The organism is Pseudomonas ulcerans (assembly GCF_036324125.1).
In the GTDB taxonomy this organism is placed as follows: domain Bacteria; phylum Pseudomonadota; class Gammaproteobacteria; order Pseudomonadales; family Pseudomonadaceae; genus Aquipseudomonas; species Aquipseudomonas ulcerans.
On the sequence record NZ_JAZDQN010000021.1, the window covers coordinates 24,218 to 46,818 of the forward strand.

Genomic DNA, 22,601 nt, shown 5'->3' on the forward strand with positions numbered 1-22,601 from the left:
CCTGATTGCGTTTCTCAGGCCTCGCCAGCGACGGCGTTCGTCTTCGCAGCGCGGTGCATGCCCAGGGTGAGCAACAGCGCAGCGGCAGCAATGGCGGCGGCGAGCCACAGATTGGCGAGCAGGCTTGCGCCATCCACCATCGTGCCGCCCAGCAGCGAGCCCAGGCCGATCGCAGCGTTGAACACCGCCACATACAGCGCAGTGGCGACTTCGATGGCCCGAGGCGCGGCATGCATCACCCAGGTCATCAGGCCCACGGATACACCGCCGTAGGCCAGCCCCCAGCCCAGCAGCAACAGGGCGCCGCCGAGGTTGGAGTTGCCGAGGCTGGCGAACAGCAGCGGTGTCAGCAACAGCCCCAGGGCGATGCAGGTCAGCACCCGTGCCGGCTGGTGCGCGGCACGAGTGCCACTGAGGAAATTGCCGATGATGCCATAGCCCAGCAGCAACACGCCGATCCATTGCCCGTCGAAGCCGGAGAACGACGACAGCAACGGACGGACGAAGGTGAAGGCCATGAAGTGGCTGACCACCAGCAACAGGGTCAATACCAGGCCGGCGACCAGCGCGCGATTGCCCAGTTGTTCGACGAACTGGCGCAACGTCGCCGAGCCATTGACCGGCAGCGGCGGCACCACCGCGAGGAACAACACCAGCACCGCCACGCTGAACGCCGCCATGGCCGCAAAGGCCCAGCGCCAGCCGGCGAAATCGCCCACCAGCGCGCCCAACGGCACACCCAGCACGGAGGCCGCCGCGACGCCGCCGAAGATGATCGAAGTGGCCAGCCCCAGCGAACGCGCGTCCACCAGGCGTATCGCCAGGCCGCCGGCGATGGCCCAGGTGCCACCGATGCAGAAACCGACCAGCACCCGCGCGGCCAGCATCCAGTGCCAGGTCGGTGCCAGGGCCGACGCCAGGTTGGCCAGGACCAGCAGGCCCAGCAGCACCGCGAGAATGACGCGCCGGTCGGTGCCACCGGCACCGATCACCACCAGCGGGGCGAACAGCGCGGCCAGCAAGGCAGGCAGCGAAAGCATCAGGCCGGCCGTGCCCAGGGAGGTGTCGAGCGCTTCGGCGACGGGGTTGAGCAGGCCGACCGGGAGCATTTCCGTGGTCACCACGGAGAAGATGGTGAGGGCCACGGCGGCTACGGCCAGCCAGGGGTTGCGGGAAGACGTGGGTGGCGTCATGACTCGGTCCTTGAATCGGCAGGAGGGGATACGCCGGGGAGTCTGCTTGGCTACGGGCAGATAGGGAAATGATTGAAATACATAGGGGGTATCGACGGTGTCGATGGGGCGAAAGGTGTCATATAAAGCAATGAAAACTGCGCAATTTCCGGCTTTCTTGTAGGCAATTTCCCAATCATACTTCCGCGCCGTCGCAGCCGTTGCACTCCTGGAAATGGGCACCTAGTCTTCGCCGGTCGCTGAGTTTTGGCGATCGGCTTTGACAGGCCGTTGGGAATTGAAGCGCTGGCTGACGCTATGGCGGCTGTGCGTGTGGGCACCTTCGGGTGCGCCAGGTTTTCTTCTATTCCCCTGGTCTGTCAACCCGCGCACAGCTGCCACCCTCTCGTTTGACAGCGCGTTCGTGGCATGCCCTTTCACGGAATAGGAGTACGTCATGAAAAAGCTGGTACCCGATCCCCCGCTGTCGGAGCAGTCCCCCAGCGACGCCCCACAGCATCCCGCAACCTCCTCCATCAAGACCGCACATGCCCACTTCGGCACCTGCAACGGCGCCCACGTCCCCCTGTTCGCCGTCTGCGCCGGCGCCAGTATCGAGGACGCACTGGTGCACCTGGCGATGACCCTCAAGGCGGCCTTCGAAACCAATGCCCAGGCCTGTGAAATGGTGGACCGGCGTTTCGCCGGGCTGCTCTGGGCCACCCAGCATTCGCTGGAGATTTCGGAAGCGGTAGTGGAATCACTGCTGCGCGGGATCAAGGGGCAGGCTGATCCCATGTAGACACCGCATAACTCATTGATTCAGAGCGGACCCTGTGGGAGCGGGTTCACCCGCGATTACGGTGGTGGATTCACCGACGCAATCGCGGCGGTCCGGCGTCCCGGTGAACCCGCTCCCACAGGTACCGTGATAGCAACCAGAGATATCAAATTGACATCCCTCTTTGCCCGACGCTACGCTCATCCCCTCCCCCCACGACCCCAGCCACCATGACCTTGCGCGACCAACTCCACCGAGACGGTTACATCCTGCTGCGCCAGGCCATCCCGGCCGACTGGCTGGACGCGCTGCGCGATGCCTTCGACGCCGGCTCGCGGCCTTCCCACGAATGGCCGTTGCCTCGCCGCGCTGACTGGCTGCATTCGCTGCTCGACACCGACCCGACGATCCAGGCGGTATGCCGCCTGCCTGCGGTACTGGCAGCCGTGGGCGCACTTATCGGCGAGCGTTTCTTCCTGTCCCAGGTGGAAGGCCGCGATCCACTGCCCGGCGGCGGCTACCAGCGCCTGCACCGCGACATGTGGGTCGAGCGCCCCGGCGACTCCATCGCCGCCATGGCCTACTTCGACGACTATGGCCCGGAGAACGGCGCAACCCGCCTGATACCGGGCAGCCACCGCATCGAGGCGATAGACCTCGACGATGAAACCCCGGCGATACAGCTGTCCGGGCACGCCGGCGACGTGCTGGTCTTCGACGTCGACCTGGTCCACGGCGCCAGCCTCAACCCCTCGGGGGCACGCCGCCGCTCGATCCTGGCCGGCTACAGCGCGGAACGCACCTACGCCTCGCTGCAACAGACCGAGCACCTGCGCAATGTGCGCATGGACACCCGCGAGCGCTTCGAGCCGGCGGATTTCACACTGCCCTGAACGGCCCGTCGTAGCCGCACGCATGGCGCCGGGCCGGCAAACATGCTCCAATCCGCCCCGCTCCGTCCCACCTTCAAGGCCTTCCCCATGTCCCAAGCCACCGACGACACTTTCTACGACCGCGCCGACGCCCATATCAACCTGGCCAACCAGCAGATCGAAAGCCTCCAGGACCTGGGCAAGGTCAGCGCCTCGATGACCTTCGGCGCCAGCCGCTTCAACGCCTGGATGAGCGCCCGCAGCTTCAAGTCGGCCGACGAGATGGCCGCGGCACGGGAGGAGTTGCTGAAGTACTTCAGCGAGCAGTACCGCATGATGCTGGAAGACAACCTCGACGATCACATCGCCAATTTCGACCGTTACATGCTCGGCAACCAGGGCTGATCCGCGCCGCCTCGCGAACATGTCGAATCTTTCATCGAAGCCGCCCTCCACGGCCCGCGCAGCGGCTCTACACTGAGCCTGTGAAAGGTCAAGCGAAGCGCTTGACCCATCCCTTTCACGGGCGTATGGTGCGCCGCAATTTCTCATCACACAGGAGTCCTGCCTTGGACAGTTGCCCCAGTCGATTGCGACAGGTCTGAACAGCGAGCACGTCCGGCAGCCTTTCTCCTGCCACTGTCTCGCTGATCACAGCGGACAGTGGCGATCCGCATCCCGTCCGGGATGACGCATCCCCATTCTCCCTCCCCGCCTCCCCAGGCCGCACTCGAGCGGCCCGGCGACGCGCGGTGACCTTTCGCCATCCAGAACCCGAATTCGCGCCGGTCGACGACCTGCGCCAGCGCCGGCCCCTGGCCGGAGAAAGAGGTGAATCATGGATTGGAAAGTCTTTCTGCTGCGCGCCGCCGCAGCCCTCGTCCTCGGTGCCCTGATCGGCGCCGAACGACAACTGCGCCAGCGCCTCACCGGCCTGCGCACCAACGCCCTGGTCAGCACCGGCGCCTGCCTGTTCGTGCTGATGACCCAAAGCGTGCCTGGCCTTGCCAGCGACGCCTCGCGCATCGCCGCCTACGTGGTCTCCGGCATCGGTTTCCTCGGCGGTGGCGTGATCATGCTCGACGGCCTCAACGTGCGCGGTCTCAACACCGCCGCCACCCTGTGGTGCACCGCCGCCATCGGCGTGCTGTGCAGCATGGGCCTGCTGCTGGAGGCCGCGCTGGGCAGCCTGGTGGTGCTCTGCGCCAACATCCTTCTGCGCGACATCGCCCAGCGCCTGAACCATCAGGACGTGGTGCCCGCCAGCGAGTCCGAGCAGCGCTACAGCGTCGAGATCGTCTGCCGCGCCGAGGATGAAATCCAGGTGCGCAGCCTGATGCTGCACAGCTTCGACGGCGCCAGCCTGCGCCTGCAGTCGCTGCACAGCGAGGACCAGGCCAACCCGGTGAAGCTGGAAGTGCGCGCCGAACTGCTCGGCAATCACGACGCCACCAGCCAGCTGGAACGCCTGGTCAGCCGCATCAGCCTGGAAAAAGGCGTCAGCTCGGTGCGCTGGCAAGTCTTCGAACTGGCCGCTGACTGAAGCGGCCTTCCCACCCACCCGACAGGAGCATCCGGAGCCCGGCCATGAACCCCGACCCCAGTCCCGTAGCACCCAGACCCCGGCCGGGCGGCCGCTAGCGAGTTCTCCTCGCGCTGTCGCCCGGCCTGCCCGGCGGCAGCGCGCACCCTGCGCTCCGCAAACCCTTTTGGTGGTCGCGCCGACGCGACCGCCCAGGAGTGCATCATGCTCTTCAAAACCTTCGGCCGGCGCTTGCTGGCCCTGTTCGACCACGGCCTGAGCCGCCACTTCCGCCGCCAGGCGATCCTTGAACTGCTGCGCAACGGCCAGGCCCGCGGGAACCTCCCGCCTGACTTCGTGCGCCAGCTGGCACAGGTCGCCGAGTTCGACAACGACGCCCTCTTCCAGCACTTCGGCAGCCGTGCCGAAGGCCTGGACCCCGGCCGCGTGGAAGCCATTCGAGCCAAGGCCGGCGCCAACGTGGTCGACCAGGAAAAACCCGTCTCGCCGCTGCGCCACCTGTGGTGGTGCTACCGCAACCCGTTCAACCTGCTGCTCAGCCTGCTCGCGCTGGTGTCGTGGATTACCGAGGACATCAAGGCCGCCGCAGTGATCGGCAGCATGGTGCTGATCTCGACCTTGCTGCGTTTCTTCCAGGAGTCGCGCTCGAACCGCGCCGCCGAACGCCTGAAAACCCTGGTGGCCAACACCGCCAGCGTGCTGCGTCCGGGGGTGCCGGGTGCCGACCGGCGCGGCGCGGTGGAAATCCCCTTCCGCGACCTGGTGCCTGGCGATCTGGTGCTGCTTTCCGCCGGCGACATGATCCCCGCCGACCTGCGCGTGCTGGAAGCCAAGGACCTGTTCGTCAGCCAGGCCGCGATCACCGGCGAATCGCTGCCGGTGGAGAAGTTCGCCCAGCCCCATCGCGGCGCCGCCGGCAGCCCGCTGGAGCGCGACAACCTGTGCTTCATGGGCACCAACGTGGTCAGCGGCAGCGCCCGCGCGCTGGTGGTCGGCACCGGCCAGCACAGCTATTTCAGCAACCTCGCCGAGCGGGTGCTGAGCAGTGACCGCGAACCCACCGCGTTCCAGCAAGGGGTGAACAAGGTCAGCTGGCTGCTGATCCGCTTCATGCTGGTGATGGCGCCGCTGGTGCTGCTGCTCAATGGCTTCACCAAGGGCGACTGGCTGGAGGCATCGCTGTTCGCCCTGTCCATCGCGGTGGGCCTGACCCCGGAAATGCTGCCGATGATCGTCACCTCGACCCTGGCCAAGGGTGCGGTGGTGCTGTCGCGCAAGAAAGTCATCGTCAAGCGTCTCGACGCCATCCAGAACTTCGGCGCCATGGACGTGCTGTGCACCGACAAGACCGGCACCCTGACCCAAGACCGCATCGTCCTGGAGCGGCATACCGACGTGCTCGGCACCCGGTGCGATGCCGTGCTCGACGACGCCTGGCTCAACAGCCACTACCAGACCGGGCTGAAGAACCTGCTCGACGTGGCGGTGCTGGAGCATGCCGACAGCGGGCGCATGGCGCGCCTCGGCGAGCAGTTCGCCAAGGTCGACGAGATCCCGTTCGACTTCCAGCGCCGGCGCATGTCGGTGGTGGTCGGCGAGCGTGGCGACGGCCATCGGCTGATCTGCAAGGGCGCGCTGGAGGAAGTGCTGGCGGTGTGCAGCCGGGTGCGCATCGGCGATCAGGACGTGGCGCTCGACGCCGCGCTGCTGGAGCGCATCCGCAAGCATACCGCCAGCCTCAACGACGAGGGCCTGCGGGTGGTCGCGGTGGCGGTCAGGCAGTTGCCGGCGGCACGCGAACAGTACCGGGTGGCCGATGAAAGCGACCTGCTGCTGACCGGCTACATCGCCTTCCTCGACCCGCCACGGGACACCACCGCCGCAGCCCTGCGTGCGCTCGCCAGCCAGGGCGTGGAGGTGAAGGTACTGACCGGCGACAACGAGCGCGTGACCCGCCGCGTCTGCCGCGAGGTCGGCCTGGCGCTGAAAGGCATGCTGCTGGGCAGCGACATCGACGCCCTTGGCGACCGCCAGCTAAGCGAGCGCGCCGCCGAGTGCAACCTGTTCGCCCGCCTCACCCCGGCGCACAAGGAACGCATCGTGCGCCTGCTGCGCCAGCGCGGGCACGTGGTCGGCTTCATGGGCGACGGCATCAACGACGCCCCGGCGCTGCGGGCGGCGGACGTGGGCATCTCGGTGGATTCGGCGGTGGACATCGCCAAGGAAGCGGCGGACATCATTCTCCTGGAGAAGAGCCTGATGGTCCTGGAGGAAGGCGTGGTCGAAGGCCGCAAGACCTTCGCCAACATGCTCAAGTACATCAAGATGACCGCCAGCTCCAACTTCGGCAATGTCTTCAGCGTGCTGGTGGCCAGCGCCTTCCTGCCGTTCCTGCCGATGCTGCCGCTGCACCTGCTGGTGCAGAACCTGCTGTACGACGTGTCCCAGACCGCGATCCCGTTCGACAACGTCGACGCCGAGCAACTGCGCAGCCCGCAGCGCTGGAAGGCCGAGGACATCGGGCGATTCATGCTGTTCTTCGGGCCGCTGAGCTCGATCTTCGACATCCTGACCTATGCGCTGATGTGGTTCGTCTTCGCCGCCAACACGCCTGGGCAGCAGACCCTGTTCCAGTCCGGCTGGTTCGTCGAAGGGCTGCTGTCGCAGACCCTGGTGGTGCACCTGATCCGCACCCGCAAGCTGCCGTTCGTGCACAGCCGTGCGGCCTGGCCGTTGCTGGCGATGACCGCGGTGATCGTGGCCATCGGCGTGCTGCTGCCGATGTCGCCGCTGGCGGGGTACTTCAAGCTGCAGACGCTGCCGTGGACGTACTTCCCGTTCCTGGTGGCGATCCTGGTGGGGTACGTGGGGGTAGTGCAGGTGATGAAGGGCTGGTTTGCCCGGCGTTATGGCTGGAAGTAAACCAGGCTTGCTCGTAATCGCTTCGTCGGGGTTGGCTTGCCTGCAGGGGCAGCCCAGCCCCTCAAGGATAAATAGAGACGCTTCCTACAAGATCAATCGATCTCATCCCACATCAATCCAATAAGAACTGGACCATCATTCTCCGCCTTTACCTACCCACCTGCTCAAGCACTTCATGCAGCACCCAAGGTAGACAAGCGACCACCGCCCCCTTCTCAGTCCTACAAATCAGCAGCGACCGTGAATTACAAGAACAAGCTCATCGAGCATTACTTCAACCTTGCAAGCGCAGACCTGGCAGCGGAAATGCCCACCGGGGAGGACGCACGGTTTTCTCCTGAGTTCGAGATGCTTGAGGCCGAGCTGGCCAAGGATCTCTCGCTGCACGATGCAAACGAGGTCGACTGGCAGAAAGTGCTCGCCGGTTGCGAGCATTTCCTTGGAACACTCGGCAAAGACCTGCGTGTCGCCATCTGGTTGACCTGGGCCCTGCACCAGCGCGAATCGTTCACCGGGTTGGTGGCTGGCCTGACGCTCCTGCACCATCTATGCGAATCATTCTGGCCAACCCTGCATCCACGGAAGTCGCGGACCCGTGTCGCGGCCTTCAACTGGCTCCTGCCCCGTCTCGACAAGGCAATTTCCGGACACCTGGCAATCGCTGAGCAGTTGCCCTTGTTCAGACACTTGGCGCAAGTGCTTCGCGACCTTGAAAAGACGCTTTCCCAGCATCTGGGATCGGAAGCCCCACTGCTTTTGCCTCTTTCCCGGCGCCTTGAGGACATGGTCGCTCGTTCGGGCCTCGACCAACCCACCCAGGGCAGCGTTGGAGCAGCAATCGCCCAGGTACGGGAGGTGGCCACCCGTGTGCTGTCGTCTAGCGTTTGCATAGACAGCGAGAAAGAGGCTGACAAGTGCCTGCGCACACTGCAGGAGCACGCCAGGCCGCTGTGTACCTACTGGCTCAAACAGAAAGTCAGTGACATCCGCGCATTGCGTCTCTCCCGCACCTTGCTGTGGCTACCTATCGAAGGCCTTCCTGAGCACAACACCGAACGCATGACCTCCTTGCGTGGCATTGCGGCTGAAAAAGTCCTTCGTTTCCGTGAACTGTTCGAGCAAGGCAAGTATGCAGACCTGCTCATGGACATCGAATCGGCAGTCGCGCGCGCCCCCTTCTGGCTCGATGGACAGCGCATGGCATGGGAGTGCCTGCAAGCGCTTCAGGCCGAGCAGGCGAGCCGCGAGCTGGAGATCCAGTCCTCCCTTTTCCTTCAACGCCTGCCCGGGCTCGAAACCCTGCAATTTCACGACGGAACTCCTTTTGCAGACCTGCAGACACGCGCGTGGCTGAGTGCTCATGTAATGCCTCATGCGAGATCCACACCAGCCTCGCCGGCGACCGCCCCCGTACCTGGAAATCCTGTGCAGCCGCGCTGGGAGTCCGCCCTTGCCGAGGCGCTCGTCGCCCTCGACAAATCCGGCCTCAAGGCCGCAGTCCAGCAGCTCAAACATGACATGAAGGTCGCGACAGGCGGTCGGGAGCTCTTCCTCTGGCAACTGGCGATCGCCCGCCTCTGCATCGCGGGCAAAAAGTACGAGCTGGCCAAGCCGCAGCTCGAAGCGCTCGATCAACGGCTACAGGACTCGAACCTGGGTGAGTGGGAGCCGGCGCTCGTTCTCGAGGTTCTCGCGCTACTGCATGACTGCTGCGACCACTTGCCCCAGAACCATGCGGTTCGGGAACGCAAGGAAGAAATACACCGGCGACTGTGTCACCTCGATCCCGAGGCAGTACTCGAATAAACCTTTTCCCCACCCAGAAATGGAGACAGCTAATGGCCAAAGACGGCTCTGTGGCACCCAAGGAACGCATCAACGTTACCTACAAACCTGCGACGGGCAACGCCCGCGAGGAAACCGAGCTGCCGCTGAAACTGATGGTGCTCGCCGACTTCACACAACGTAAGGATGAGCGGCGCATCGAGGATCGCAAGCCGATCAGCATCGACAAGCACAACTTCGACGACGTGCTGGCCAAACAGGAGATACAGCTGACGATTGCCGTTCCCAATCGCCTGCAGGACGAAGCAACCGAGGACGAGCTTGCCCTGCAGCTGCGCATCCAGTCGATGAAGGACTTTCATCCTGATCGGCTGGTCGAGCAGGTACCGGAACTCCAGAAGCTGATGGAACTGCGTAACGCACTGGTTGCGCTCAAGGGGCCACTTGGCAACGCCCCGGCCTTCCGCAAGGCCATCGAGAACGCACTGGAGACACCTGAATCACGCGACCGGGTGCTCAACGAACTCGGTCTGGTCTCTACCCCAGCAACGGACGCTTGACCTCCACCACAAGGAAACCCTCCATGAGTACCAGCGCAACTGCAGCAATCCAGCAATCGACTGAAGACGCGGGCATCCTCGACCGCATCATCGCTGAAACCAAGTTGACCCCCGAGGACGACGGCTACCTGATCGCCAAGCGGGGCGTGTCCGCATTCATCGAAGAGTTGCTCAAACCGCAGAACGGCGGCGAGCCGGTGAAGAAAGCGATGGTCGACAGGATGATCGCGCAGATCGACGCCAGGCTCAGCGAGCAAGTCGACCAGATCCTTCACCACAGCGAATTCCAGGCGCTGGAATCAACCTGGCGTGGCCTCAAGATGCTGGTAGACCGCACCGAGTTCCGCGAAAACGTCAAGCTCGAGATCCTCAACGCATCGAAGCAGGACCTGCTGGATGACTTCGAAGACAGCCCGGAGGTCGTCGAGTCAGGACTCTACAAACATGTCTACAGTGCCGAATACGGCCAGTTTGGCGGAGAGCCGGTAGCGGCCATGATCGCCAACTACTACTTCGATCCCAGCGCACCGGACATCAAGACCCTGCAATACGCATCCCGTGTCGCCAGCATGGCCCATGCCCCGTTCCTCTCCTCCGCAAGCCCGAAGTTCTTCGGCCTCGAAAGCTATACCAGCCTGGCGGACATCAAGGATCTCAAGGACCATTTTGCAAGCCCGCAATTCAGCAAGTGGCAATCCTTGCGCCAGGAAGAGGACGCCCGCTACATCGGCCTGACCACACCTCGATTCCTGCTGCGTGAACCCTATGGCGTGGAAAGCAATCCGGCCAAGAGCTTTGCCTTCAATGAAAATGTCGCCAATCACCACGAGGACTACTTGTGGGGCAACACCGCCTTCGCTTTGGCCACGCGGATTACCGACAGTTTCGCCAGGTTCCGCTGGTGCCCGAACATCATCGGCCCGCAAAGCGGCGGCGCGGTAGAAGACCTGCCATTGCATCATTTCCAGAGCATGGGCGAGATCGAAACCAAGATCCCGACGGAAGTGCTGGTTTCCGACCGGCGCGAGTACGAGTTGGCCGAGGAAGGTTTCATCACCCTGACCATGCGCAAAGGCAGTGACAACGCGGCCTTCTTTTCTGCCAACTCGGTTCAGAAACCCAAGTACTTCGGAAACAGCGAGGAAGGCAAGACCGCCGAGCTGAACTACAAGCTCGGTACACAGTTGCCTTATCTGTTCATCATCAACCGCCTCGCCCACTACATCAAAGTGCTGCAGCGCGAGCAGCTCGGTGCCTGGAAGGAACGCACCGATCTCGAAAACGAGTTGAACAAGTGGATTCGCCAGTACGTCGCCGACCAGGAGAACCCGAGTGCGGAAGTCCGTGGCCGACGTCCCCTTCGCGCTGCCGAGATTATGGTCAGCGATGTGCAAGGAGAGCCAGGCTGGTACCGGGTAGGTCTCAATGTGCGCCCACACTTCAAGTACATGGGGGCTGATTTCACCCTGTCGCTGGTCGGCAAGCTGGACAAGGAATAACGCCGGCCATGTCGAGACACGGCAGCCTGTTCGAGCGCTTGAACCGTGCCTCTGGCCCTGGCGATGACCTGCCCGGACACGCCAGCACCACGGCGTCGGTGGCAAACCATCTGGCCAGGATGCTCAGCACTCGCGCCGGCAGCGTACAAACGCTGCCGGACTATGGCCTGCCGGATTTCAATGACCTGCGCTTCAGCCTCCACGACGCCCTGAGCCAGGCCCGCAGCGCGATCGAACGCTTCATCGAAGCCTATGAACCGCGCTTGAGCCAGGTTCGGGTGACGTCATTACCCCATGCCCTGGATCACCTGACGCTGGCCTTCTGCATCGACGGTCTGCTGGAGATCCAGGGCGAAAAATACCCTGTCCACTTTATTGCCAACCTCGATGGAAGCGGCCAGGTCACGTTACGCCAAGGAGCATTCGATGTCCGGTAAACCCGCTGCCCGAACGGGAGATCCAACCACCCCTGGCCAGAGCAATCCAATCAACAGCGGCTCGTCCAATGTGCTCTTCGACGGGCTGCCAGCGGCACGCGAAGGCGATACCAGCGAATGCGGCAGCGAGTTGTGCGGCCGCTTGAGTTCAACGGTGCTGATCAATGGCAAAGCCGCTGCCAGGGTCGACAGCGAGGGGAGCGCAGGCAACGTGGTGACAGCTGGCTCCGCGACGGTACTCATTGGCCGCTAGCCGACCTGGCACGCTCGACACCCTTGTCTCGAAACCACCATTTCCCAGGCCGCCTGCAAAACACGGAAGTACCGATGTCACTCAACCACTACTACCAAAGCGAACTCACCGCCCTGCGCCAACTCGGCAAGCGCTTCGCCGAGCGCAATCCGGCCTTGGCACCGTTCCTTGGGGAAACGGGTCGGGACCCGGATGTGGAGCGGCTGCTCGAAGGTTTCGCGTTTCTAACCGGTCGGCTGCGACAGAAGCTCGATGACGATTTGCCGGAGCTCACACACTCCCTGATGCACCTGCTCTGGCCCAACTACATGCGACCGCTACCGGCATTCGGCATGTTGCAGTTCGAACCCACGACGGATGCGGGCTCATCTCGACAGGTACCTCGCCATACGCCGGTGCAAGCCGAAGCACTGGAGGGTGTGCACTGCCGGTTTCAAACCGCTTACGACACCGAAGTACTGCCCCTTGCACTCCAGGGCCTGGACTATGCCGTCACAGGCGACGGAGCCGTGCTGTCCTTGAAGCTGATGCTCAGCGCCACTGGCCAGCTCGCGGACCTGGATCTCACGCGGCTACGGTTGCACCTGTCAGGGGAACGCTATATCAGCCAGCAGCTTTACCTGAGCCTGCTGCAGCACCTCGACCACGTCCAGCTGCAATTGCTGGATGCCAGCGGCATCGCCCTGGAGGACAGCTGCGACAGCCAACTGGGGCCGCAAAACCTGAAGCCTGTCGGCTTTGCCGAAAACGAAGCGCTGGTGCCCTACCCGCTGAATACGTTCCGGGGCTACCGCCACCTGCAGGAATACTTTGCCTTCCCGGAAAAATACCTGTTCGTGGACCTGGAGGGTCTCGATGTCATCAGGCAGCATCCGCAAAACATCCTCGAACAAGCCCGGGGCCTGTCCCTGCGCTTCAATTTCCGTGGACCTGGCGCACAACGCATCCAGCCAACCCTGGACAACATCCGCCTGTATTGCACGCCCATCGTCAATCTGTTCAGCGACGATGCAGTACCCCTGCGCATGGACGGTAAACAGGACCGCTACCCGCTTCTTGCAGGTACTCACAACCCCCTGCATCACGGGGTGTTTTCGGTCGACAAGGTGACTGGTTGGGAGCCCGGTGGCATCGGCCACACCGAGTACGTACTGTTCGAATCCTTCGAACACGACGACACCCATGATTACCGCGAAGCCAGGCCTCACTACAGCGTTCGACAGGAACCGTCAGTAACGTCCGACCGCCTGGATACCTACCTTTGCTTCGGTCAACGCCACGCCCGCAATCTCGAAACCATCTCCGTCGAACTCACCTGCACCAACCAGAACCTCCCCCGGCAGTTGAACGCAGGCCAGGTCTGCCTACCCTGCGTGGGCACGCCTGCCTCGCTTCAGTTCCGCAACATCGGGCGGATCACTCCGAGTTACGCCCCGCCGTTGCACCGCGACTTCCTGTGGAAACTGATCAGCAACATGTCGCTGAACTACCTTTCGCTGGCCAACGTCGAGGCCCTCAAGGTCATTCTCGAAACCTACGACCTGCCGCGCTACTACGACAAGAACGCAGAGAAAGTCAGCCGCAAATTGCTTGCCGGGCTGACCCACATACGCCACGAACCCACCGATCGACTGTACCGCGGCTTGCCTGTACGCGGCGTGCGCACCCGACTGAGCGTCGACACCAGCGACGCCTGCGGCGAGGGCGAACTGTACCTGTTCGCATCGGTGCTCAATGAATTCTTCGCACTTTACGCCAGCTTGAACTCGTTCCATGAGCTCCACGTGTACAGCGCCCAGGGAGAGAACTACCAATGGACACCCCGCATGGGGCAGCAGCCCCTGCTCTGACGCGATTGAGCCAGGGCATTCGTGAATACAGCCTATTCCAGGGCATGCAGCGTGTCTTGACGCAGCTTGCACAAGCCAACCCTGGCCTCAGTCAAGAGCAGGTGTTCGAGCAACTGGAGTTCCAGGCCAACCCGAGCATGGGCTTCCCGGTCAGCGAGATCGATCGCGTGCACTTCTTTGAAGAGCACGGCATGTTGCGTGCCCGCTTGCGCATCAATCTGCTGGGCCTGTTCGGTGCAGCCTCACCACTGCCCTTGTTCTATGCCGAGCAAGCGGTGGCCGACAGCGATGGCGGCCACTGCACCCGCGACTTCCTGGATGTGTTCAACAACCGGTTGCAACGACTCTTGTTGCAGATCTGGCAGAAGTATCGCTACCACGCGAGTTTTCGTCGCGACGCGACCGACGCGTTCTCCGAGCAATTGTTCGCACTGATCGGGCTCGGCGGAGCACAGATTCGCCGGACTGCTGAGCTGGACTGGAAACGCCTGTTGCCCTACCTGGGCTTGCTCAGCCTGCGGGCTCACTCCGGCGCCTTGATCGAGTCGGTCCTGCGCTACTACTTCAAACACGAAGCGCTGTTCATAGAGCAATGCATGGCACGGCGCATCGCCATTCCCTCCGACCAGCAGAACGCCCTGGGGCAAACAAACCACCAGCTCTGCGAAACCGCCGTGCTCGGCGAATACACCGTCGACGGCGGTAGCCAGTTCCGCGTGCACATCCAGCAACTGGGCTGGGATCAGTTGCACACCTTTCTCCCCATAGGCGACGACTACCGGCCGCTGTGCGCGCTGGTGCGCTTCACCCTGCGAGATCCCCTGAGCTACGACATCCAGTTGCGCCTGCGCCCGGAGGAAATCCGTGAGCAGCGCATTGGCGAAGACAACCAGTGCCATCTGGGATGGACCAGTTGGCTGGGCCATGAACACGCAGACGGCATCGTCACATTGAACAGCGCCGTAGAGGACTGCACACCATGATCAACGTAGACCTGCAACATCTGGTACAGGCCATGGACGCCGCCAGCAAAGCCGACCTGGAGCGCAGTGCAGAACGCTGCCTGCACCGCGGTGGACACAAGATCCTGATCGAGGACCTGCTGCTCGGCCTGCTGGAGCGGCCCGACGGCCTGCTGAGGCGGGGGTTGCAGGATGCCGGAATCGAAGCAGGCGAACTCGCCCGACTCCTGCAGGTCAGCAATGGCCACAGCGAATCGCGCAACCCGGTCTTTGCTCCCGAACTGGTCCAGTGGCTGCAGGATGCCTTGTTGCTGGCAACCGTGGAGCTGCGTCGGCCTTGTATCGACGAGGCCGCATTGCTCCTGTCGCTGCTGGGTGCCCCCATGCGCCATGCCGGCACTCGCTATCAACCGCTGTTGTCGCGCCTTGACACGCAGCGGTTGCGTGACCATGCCCTCGCCAATGCCGCGCCCCCTACTTCCGTCGACAGCGCGGTCTCCCTGCCTGCCGACTCAGCGCTTCAGCGTTTCACCCATGACCTGACGCAACGGGCCCGGGACGGCAAGCTGGACCCGGTGCTATGCCGCGACAACGAAATCCGGCAAATGATCGACGTCCTCGCCCGTCGTCGCAAAAACAACCCGATCGTGGTCGCCGAGGCAGGTGTCGGCAAGACGGCGCTTGTCGAGGGACTGGCCTTGCGCATCATCGCCGACGAGGTCCCCGACGCCCTCCGGCAGGTTCGCCTGTTGGCGCTCGACCTTGGCCTGCTGCAGGCCGGCGCCAGCATCAAGGGCGAATTCGAACGCCGTCTGCAGGGCGTCATCGATGAAGTGAAGAGCGCTACGCATCCCGTCATTCTGTTCATCGACGAGGCTCACACCCTGATTGGCGCGGGCGCCCAGGCCGGCAGCTCCGATGCCGCCAACCTGCTCAAGCCCGCGCTGGCCCGTGGCGAGCTGCGCACCATCGCGGCCACCACCTGGAGCGAGTACAAGAAGTACTTCGAAAAAGACCCCGCCCTGGCCAGACGCTTCCAGCCCATCCAACTGCACGAACCCCGTGTCGACGAGGCGATCACCATCCTGCGGGGCCTGGCCCCCGTCTACGAGCAGAGCCACGGGGTCTACCTGCGTGACGATGCCGTGGTGGCCGCAGCCGAATTGTCCGCACGCTACCTGTCCGGTCGCCAACTGCCGGACAAGGCTGTCGACGTGCTCGACACGGCCTGCGCCCGGGTACGCATCAGCCTGGCAGCCGCACCCGAGGCCCTGGAGCGATTGCGCAACGAACGCGCCGAGGGCGAGCGTCATTGCCGGGCACTTCAGCGCGATCTCGATGCCGGCCTGCCGGTCGACACCCAGGCGCTCCAGGCGCTGCATCACAGGCTGGAGGAAGTGAGCCAGGCGACCCTCGAACTGGAGACGCAATGGACGCTGCAACGAGACCAGGCCCGACGCCTGCTGGACCTGCGCCAGCGCTGTGCAGCATTGCGCCAGTCAGCAACGCGGGACGGCGTGGCGGATCCCGAGCTGAACGAGCTGGAAAACACCGTACGGGATCTCCAGGCCAGCCTCGCCCATGCCCAGCGCGAGCAACGCCTGGTCAGCCACGAAGTCTGCCCGCGCCTGGTGGCCGAGGTCATCAGCCACTGGACTGGCGTACCGCTTGCGCAACTGGCCCGGGAGCACAGCCAGGCAGTGGCCGACTTCGCCCCGGCGCTGCAACGGCGACTGCTGGGACAACCCCAGGCTGTCCAAGCGCTGGACCGGGCGATGCGCGCCAGTGCCGCAGGGCTTGGCCGTCGCGATGCGCCGGCCGGGGTCTTTCTTCTGGTGGGCCCCAGTGGCGTGGGCAAGACGGAAACCGCCCATGCGCTGGCCGACCTGCTGTATGGCGGCGAACGCTTCCTGACCACCATCAACATGACCGAGTTCCAGGAAAAGCACAGCGTATCCCGTCTCATCGGTTCGCCACCGGGCTACGTCGGTTATGGCGAAGGCGGCATGTTGACCGAGGCCGTGCGGCAGAAACCCTACTCGGTCCTGCTGCTCGACGAGGTGGAGAAAGCCGATCCGGATGTGCTGAACCTCTTCTACCAGATCTTCGACAAAGGCGTGGTCAACGACGGCGAGGGTCGTGAAATCAGCTTGCGCAACACGCTGATCCTGATGACCTCGAACCTGGCCAGCGAGCAGATCACTGCGCTGTGCTCCGCTGACCAGCAGCCCTGCGCGGATGCGTTGGAGCAGGCCATCCAGCCGACACTGAGCCGCCATTTCAAACCCGCCTTGCTGGCGCGCATGCGAGTCGTTCCGTATTTCCCGGTCAGCGGACAAGTCCTGCACGACCTGGTACGGCTCAAGCTCCAGCGCTTCGCCGAACGCCTGGCCCAGCGTCAACTGGCGTTCACCCATGCCGAGTGCCTGGTCGAGCATCTTGCCGGGCGATGCGCAGGCAGTGACAGCGGTGCGCGCCTGATCGATCACCTGCTCGACCAGCACCTGCAACCGCTGGTGGTCGATCGCTTGCTGGCCGCCATTGCCGGCGGTGAGCCGGTCGATCGGGTGCATGCCTGCCTCGACAGCCAGGGAGCGATCACCTGTGAGTTCGCATGAAAGCCCGCTCCGCCAGGAAACGAGCGGCCTGCTCGAACACCTGGCGGAACTGGCCCGTCTGCAAGACTCCAGCCGCCTGCAGGAAGCGCTGGTAATGGCCGCGGCGCGCCTGGCCGAATGTCCGCTGAGCCAGTTGTATGTGCTGGACCATACCGGTACCAGCCTGACAAGGGTCAGTGCCTGGAACGATGGGCAGCTGCAGCCGCAGTCGGCCAGCAGCGTGCCGCGCAACTACCTCGACGAGCCACTGCTGCAGTTCTGCCTCGGGCAGGAACAGACCCTGAGCATCCCCCAGCTGGATAACGGCGTGTACCAGAGCGGCTTCCTGCCCGACGACGGGACCGCGTGGCGCAGCCTGCTCTGCCTGCCATTGCGGGATACGAAGCCGGGCTTGCAGGGGGTGCTGCTGGTGGCCGACCGGCGTAGTCGTGAGCTGGAGCCCGAATCCACTGTGCTCAGCCACCTTGGGCACTTCGTGATAAGCCAGTTGGGATTGCTGCAACGACTGCACCCCACCCGCCCGTCATCGCCGAAACGCGCCCTCGCGCCGGTAGCGGGTAACTACGGCCTGCTGGGCAACAGCCCCTGCATGCACGGCGTCCACCAGCTGATCTCGAAAGTGCTGGCATTCCCGGTCAGCGTGCTGATCACCGGAGAGACCGGAACCGGCAAGGAACTGGTGGCGCGGGCCATCCACGACCACGGAGCACGTGCCAGCCGCAGCTTCATCGTGCAGAACTGTGCCTCCCTGCCGGAAAACCTGCTGGAAAGCGAACTGTTCGGCTACCGCCGTGGCGCCTTCACCGGCGCCGACAGCCACCATCAGGGCCTGTTCGATGCCGCCAATGGCGGCACCTTGTTCCTCGACGAAATCGGCGACATGCAGTTGCCGCTGCAAGGCAAGTTGTTGCGCGTGCTGCAGGAAGGTGAAGTCCGGCCGCTGGGCAGCAACAAGACCCACAAGGTCGATGTGCGCATCATCGCGGCCACCCATCACGACCTCGAACACCTGGTGGAGACCGGGCGTTTCCGCAGGGACCTGTTCTATCGCCTGTCGTGCTTTCCCATCCCGTTGCCGCCATTGCGCGAGCGTGGCGCAGACATCGGCGCACTGGCCGCGCACTTTGCCGACGCGTGCTGTGCCGCGTGGCAGCGCCCGCCTTGTGCCTGGTCGCAGGACGCCTTGCGACTGCTCGACACCTATGACTTCCCCGGCAACGTGCGCGAGCTCAAGGCGCTGGTCGAGCGCGCCGTGTTGCTCTGTGAAGGCGATGAACTGCAGCCCTGCCACCTGAACCCGCGGCTGCATCGTGCGACATCGGTGCAACCGCAGAGCCTGCGCGAGCGCCTGGAGCACCACGAGCGCCGCGTATTGCTCGACAGCCTGCGCCGCAACCGAGGCAACCAGAGCGAGTCGGCGCGCGAGCTGGACGTGACGCGTCGCACCTTCATCAACCGCATGGAGCGGCTCGGCATCAAGCCTGCCGAGCACGGCTTCAGCCAGCGCAAGGCATGACCCGGTCATCCGCTCGCGTTGTTACCCATCCGCAAGGAGCCCTGCCATGTACCCGTTTCCAACTGACACCCCGACCCGCTTCACCCTCTCGATGCCCGGGGCGGACCACGATTTCAAGGTGCTGTCGTTCAAAGGGCGCGAAGCGCTCAACCAGCCTTACCGGTTCGACGTCGAACTGGTCAGCGAGCGGGCCGACCTGGCACTGGAAAGCCTGCTGCACCAGCCCGCCTACCTGGCATTCGGCCAAGCGGGGGCCGGCATCCACGGCCAGGTGCACGGCATTGCCCAGGGAGAGTCCGGAAAACGCCTGACCCGCTACCACCTGACCCTGGTGCCACGCCTGGCGTACCTGGCCCATGCACGGCAACAGCGGATCTTCCAGGAGCAGAGCGTGCCGCAGATCATCGCCCAGGTCCTCGAAGAGCACGCGATCCTCGCCGACAGCTACCGCTTCACCCTTGGCCCCACGGTGTACCCGCCGAGGGAGTACTGCACCCAGTACGACGAGAGCGACCTGGAGTTCATCCAGCGGCTGTGCGCGGAAGAAGGCCTGAGCTATCACTTCCAGCACAGCCGCGACCGGCACCTGCTGGTGTTCGGCGATGACCAGACCGTGTTCCCCAGGCTGCAGAGCACCGCTTACCAGCAGGACACCGGCATGGCGGCGCAAGGCCCGGTGGTCAACCGCTTTGGTGTGCGCCTGGAAACACGCACCTCGCACGTCTGTCGCCGTGACTACGACTTCCTGCAACCTCACATCCTGCTCGAAGCCCGTCAGGGAGCCGCCCAGGGCGAAAACCCGCAACCGAGGCTGGAGGATTACGACTATCCCGGCGAGTTCCGCGACGACACCCGCGCCACCCTCCTGAGCAGGAGGGCGCTGGAGCGCCAGCGCAGCGATTACCAGCTGGCCGAAGGCCGCAGTGACCAACCGGCCCTGGCATGCGGGCATTTCCTTCCGCTTGCGGCGCATCCCCGCCAGGCCTGGAATGACCTGTGGCTGCTCACCGAAGTGGCTCATGAAGGACGCCAGCCGCAGGTGCTGGAGGAGTCGATCACCAGCGACACCGATACCGGCCTCGCCGGTTTCCACCAGGGTTATCGCAATACCTTCAGCGCCACCCCGTGGCAGACCCCTTACCGCCCGCCGCTTGAGCATCGACGCCATGTCATTCACGGCAGCCAGTCGGCCACCGTGACCGGCCCCCCCGGGGAAGAGGTGTTCTGCGACGCCTTCGGCAGGGTCAAGGTGCAGTTCCCCTGGGACCGCAACGGCCAGGCCGATGAACACAGCAGTTGCTGGCTGCGCGTGGCGACTCCGTGGGCCGGCCCGCACTACGGCAGCGTGGTGATCCCACGGATCGGCATGGAAGTGGAAGTGTCCTACTTCGAAGGCGACCCCGACCGTCCCTATGTGTCGGCCTGCATGCCGAACCGCCTCAACCCGGTGCCCTATCCACTGCCGGAGAACCGCACCCAAAGCGTGTTCAAGTCCAGCAGCGTGCCGGGGGGAGAAGGCTTCAACGAAATCCGCATCGAGGACCGCCGCGGCGAAGAGCAGGTCTTCGTTCACGCCGAACGCGACTGGACCCAGATCACCAGACACGACCACACCGTGGACATCGGCAACCAACGCCACACCCGCGTCAACGCCGACAGCTTCACCGAGCTCAAGGCCGAGGAGCACCGCATCACCCACGGCGATCGCAAGGTCGCGCTCAAGGCCAGCGACCATCTGGACATTGCCCACAGCCAGCATGTCAGGGCCGGCACCGGCCAGTACGTCGAGGCGGGTCGGGAGCTGCACTTCAAGGCGGGCGACAAGGTGGTCATCGAAGCCGGGGTGGAACTCACGCTGCAGGCCGGGGGCTGCTTCATCAAGCTCGACCCCAGCGGCATCTGGTGCAACGGCGTGATGATCGGCCTAAACGCTGGCGGCAACGCCGGACAGGGCTCCGGCCTGCAACTGCTGTCTCCCCTGGGTGCCGAGCCCCCGCCAGCGCCGCTGGCCGCGGCACAGGTCAAGCTGATGCGCACCGCACAGGCCAACGCCAGCGATCAGTGCCTGATCTGCGAAGCCTGCCAGGAAGGCCTGTGCGTACCCACCTGATGCTGCAAACGCCCCACCGACTGACAACAAGAAAACCGGAGCCTTTCCTTTGAGTGAACGCAACGTCCTGCCTCATCAATGGCTGAACCAGCAACGCACCCATGGTCGCCAGTTGCTTGTCATCGCCAATCCGATGGCCGAGTCGAACCCCGTGCCGGTGCTGTTCGCCAACGGGCCACTGCACGAGTACGTCAAGCTCTACCAGGGCACCGGCTTCGACAATCTGGCGACACTCGGCCCCTGGCTGATCCGCATCGAAACCTGCGCAGTCCCGGGTTTGCTGTCGCTGCTGCAGAAGCCGGAAAGCCACTGGGGCTGGGTAGCCAGCGCCGAGACCCTCGACATGGACGCCGTGGTGGCGCACTGGCGCGCGCGGATGCTGGTCCGGGAAGGCCGGCAACGGGCGTTCTACCGACTGCAGGACAACCGGGTCATCGCCCGCCACCTCAAGGCCCTCGCCCCGGAGCAGATCCCGTTGCTGCTGGGCCCGTTGTACGGAGCCCTGTGCTGGGACGGCGGGCAGTGGCTGGCGGTGGACAACCCCGCCCCCGGCCATTATCCCGAGCCCTTCCCCACGCCCTGGCTGGAAATACCGCCGGCACAGGTCGACCCGATCGGGCAACAGGCGCTGCTGATGACCTGGCTGTGGGAAAACCACCCGCAGGCCACCCGTCGAGTGGCAGATCAACAGCCGTTGCCTACCTGGCTGGAGGCGCAGATGGCCAGCGTACGGGAATGGCAGTGGTCCGGCATGGCGCAAACCCGCTTCCTTCTGGAACACCAGCTTTGCCCTGCCCTGGCGACGCATGAAGCCTGGGCCCCGCGTCCGGGCGAAACACCGGATGCCCATTTTCTCCGGGCCGAGCGGGCAATCGTCCAGGCCGCCAGGGATGTGAAGGAGTGGCGGGGATGAAGTACCTGTTGCGTTCACTCGCGCTCGCAATCGCTAGCGCCAGCCTCGGCGCCTGCAGCCTGGTCGGCGCGGTCGCCAAGGAAGGTGCCCTGTCCCTCACCGAGCGCCGCGGACTGCAGAGTTTCACCCTGGCTGGCGATCTGCCGGCCAACTTCGGCCTCAGGGTCACCGCCTGGTATTACCCGGTCGATGTAGACGCGCTGAACTGCCAGACCGACAACCTCTACACCGGCAAATCGCAACCGCGTTATCGCGGCAAGCGCCATGACATACCAATCGAGCCGGTGGCCAAACGCAGCGAACGCAATATTCCCCTCAAGCATTACATCGGCGCCTGCGAAATGAACTTGGTAAAGGTCAAGATGGAAATTGACGGGCGTTTTGGAGCGCAAAGTTGGCAGAGGACGTATGCCGACGCCATTTTCTATGTGCATGACAGCTCCAACCGGGCAACCGACAACTTCGACGACAAGGGCCACTTGCAAGTCGATGCCCAGTGCACCTGGTTGTTCCAGCAGAGCAAGGCCAAATCAGACCTCGGAGAAATCACCAAGTTACTCACCTGCCAAGGCGCCGGCGCCAATCTGAAATTCGATCAACTGCCCGGAAAGTCGGTGACGTTGGCGGTGGCGGTTAATCCGGATGAGCGCCCTTATTACAGGAATACTTGGATCAAGTTCCCAAATGGCTGGAAACCATGCCTACCCAAAGAAGGTGGATGGATCAAGTGCCAAGAACCGCCTCTCTTCAAAATTTTCAAAATGAACGGCCAGACCTGCACGGTCTATCCCGGCTGCACGGAGTAACA

General features: G+C 63.9%; 17 protein-coding genes and 1 pseudogene. 17 read left to right on the top strand and 1 reads right to left on the bottom strand.

From position 1 onward, the window contains the following. Window positions 1–14: 14 nt before the first annotated feature. Window positions 15–1,193 carry an MFS transporter gene (locus V0R59_RS18620; RefSeq protein ID WP_330075987.1) on the bottom strand — a complete coding sequence of 393 codons (1,179 nt, stop codon included), beginning with the start codon at window positions 1,191–1,193 and terminating at the stop codon, window positions 15–17. Between the two features lie 436 nt (window positions 1,194–1,629). On the opposite strand from V0R59_RS18620, the gene V0R59_RS18625 reads away from it, so the two are divergent. The 17 genes and pseudogenes from V0R59_RS18625 to V0R59_RS18705 all read left to right on the top strand — a co-directional run bounded on the left by V0R59_RS18625 (window position 1,630) and on the right by V0R59_RS18705 (window position 22,599). Continuing rightward, complete coding sequence (locus V0R59_RS18625) at window positions 1,630–1,974, top strand: hypothetical protein (protein ID WP_330075986.1); 345 nt, start codon at window positions 1,630–1,632, stop codon at window positions 1,972–1,974. A 209-nt stretch (window positions 1,975–2,183) separates the two neighbouring features. Then, entirely contained in the window at window positions 2,184–2,846 is a 663-nt protein-coding gene (locus tag V0R59_RS18630) for a phytanoyl-CoA dioxygenase family protein (RefSeq protein WP_330075985.1), read from the top strand. 87 nt (window positions 2,847–2,933) lie between these two features. Continuing rightward, the gene (locus tag V0R59_RS18635; RefSeq protein WP_330075984.1) at window positions 2,934–3,230 is read left to right on the top strand and encodes a DUF3144 domain-containing protein; all 297 of its coding nucleotides are present in this window, start codon (window positions 2,934–2,936) and stop codon (window positions 3,228–3,230) included. A 433-nt stretch (window positions 3,231–3,663) separates the two neighbouring features. Then, window positions 3,664–4,368 (top strand): MgtC/SapB family protein, encoded by a 705-nt coding sequence (locus V0R59_RS18640; RefSeq protein WP_330075983.1) that lies wholly within the window; start codon window positions 3,664–3,666, stop codon window positions 4,366–4,368. Window positions 4,369–4,572: 204 nt separating this feature from the next. Further along, window positions 4,573–7,290: a magnesium-translocating P-type ATPase gene (gene mgtA / locus V0R59_RS18645; protein ID WP_330075982.1), complete on the top strand. Its 2,718-nt coding sequence runs from the start codon at window positions 4,573–4,575 to the stop codon at window positions 7,288–7,290. Window positions 7,291–7,530: 240 nt separating this feature from the next. After that, window positions 7,531–9,096: a type VI secretion system protein TssA gene (gene tssA / locus V0R59_RS18650; RefSeq protein ID WP_330075981.1), complete on the top strand. Its 1,566-nt coding sequence runs from the start codon at window positions 7,531–7,533 to the stop codon at window positions 9,094–9,096. Window positions 9,097–9,128: 32 nt separating this feature from the next. Next, complete coding sequence (tssB, locus tag V0R59_RS18655; protein WP_330075980.1) at window positions 9,129–9,635, top strand: type VI secretion system contractile sheath small subunit; 507 nt, start codon at window positions 9,129–9,131, stop codon at window positions 9,633–9,635. 23 nt (window positions 9,636–9,658) lie between these two features. After that, entirely contained in the window at window positions 9,659–11,134 is a 1,476-nt protein-coding gene (gene tssC / locus V0R59_RS18660) for a type VI secretion system contractile sheath large subunit (RefSeq protein ID WP_330075979.1), read from the top strand. Between the two features lie 8 nt (window positions 11,135–11,142). Beyond that, window positions 11,143–11,571 (top strand): type VI secretion system baseplate subunit TssE, encoded by a 429-nt coding sequence (tssE, locus tag V0R59_RS18665; RefSeq protein WP_330075978.1) that lies wholly within the window; start codon window positions 11,143–11,145, stop codon window positions 11,569–11,571. Next, a pseudogene (locus V0R59_RS18670) lies at window positions 11,561–11,818 on the top strand (PAAR domain-containing protein); the annotation flags it as partial. The gene tssE and the pseudogene V0R59_RS18670, both read left to right, overlap by 11 nt. Before the next feature lie 80 nt (window positions 11,819–11,898). Further along, on the top strand, window positions 11,899–13,674 hold the full coding sequence (gene tssF, locus V0R59_RS18675) for a type VI secretion system baseplate subunit TssF (protein WP_330075977.1): 1,776 nt from the start codon (window positions 11,899–11,901) through the stop codon (window positions 13,672–13,674). Beyond that, a complete protein-coding gene (tssG, locus tag V0R59_RS18680) occupies window positions 13,638–14,657 on the top strand; it encodes a type VI secretion system baseplate subunit TssG (protein WP_330075976.1) in 1,020 nt (339 codons plus the stop codon). Before tssF ends, tssG begins: the two co-directional genes overlap by 37 nt. After that, window positions 14,654–17,254 carry a type VI secretion system ATPase TssH gene (tssH, locus tag V0R59_RS18685; protein ID WP_330075975.1) on the top strand — a complete coding sequence of 867 codons (2,601 nt, stop codon included), beginning with the start codon at window positions 14,654–14,656 and terminating at the stop codon, window positions 17,252–17,254. The genes tssG and tssH overlap by 4 nt, the downstream gene beginning before the upstream one ends. Next, on the top strand, window positions 17,241–18,770 hold the full coding sequence (locus V0R59_RS18690) for a sigma-54 interaction domain-containing protein (protein WP_330075974.1): 1,530 nt from the start codon (window positions 17,241–17,243) through the stop codon (window positions 18,768–18,770). Before tssH ends, V0R59_RS18690 begins: the two co-directional genes overlap by 14 nt. 46 nt (window positions 18,771–18,816) lie before the next feature. Continuing rightward, entirely contained in the window at window positions 18,817–20,880 is a 2,064-nt protein-coding gene (locus V0R59_RS18695) for a type VI secretion system Vgr family protein (protein WP_330075973.1), read from the top strand. Between the two features lie 49 nt (window positions 20,881–20,929). Beyond that, a complete protein-coding gene (locus V0R59_RS18700) occupies window positions 20,930–21,793 on the top strand; it encodes a DUF4123 domain-containing protein (protein ID WP_330075972.1) in 864 nt (287 codons plus the stop codon). Continuing rightward, window positions 21,790–22,599: a hypothetical protein gene (locus tag V0R59_RS18705; protein ID WP_330075971.1), complete on the top strand. Its 810-nt coding sequence runs from the start codon at window positions 21,790–21,792 to the stop codon at window positions 22,597–22,599. The genes V0R59_RS18700 and V0R59_RS18705 overlap by 4 nt, the downstream gene beginning before the upstream one ends. Window positions 22,600–22,601 lie beyond the last annotated feature (2 nt).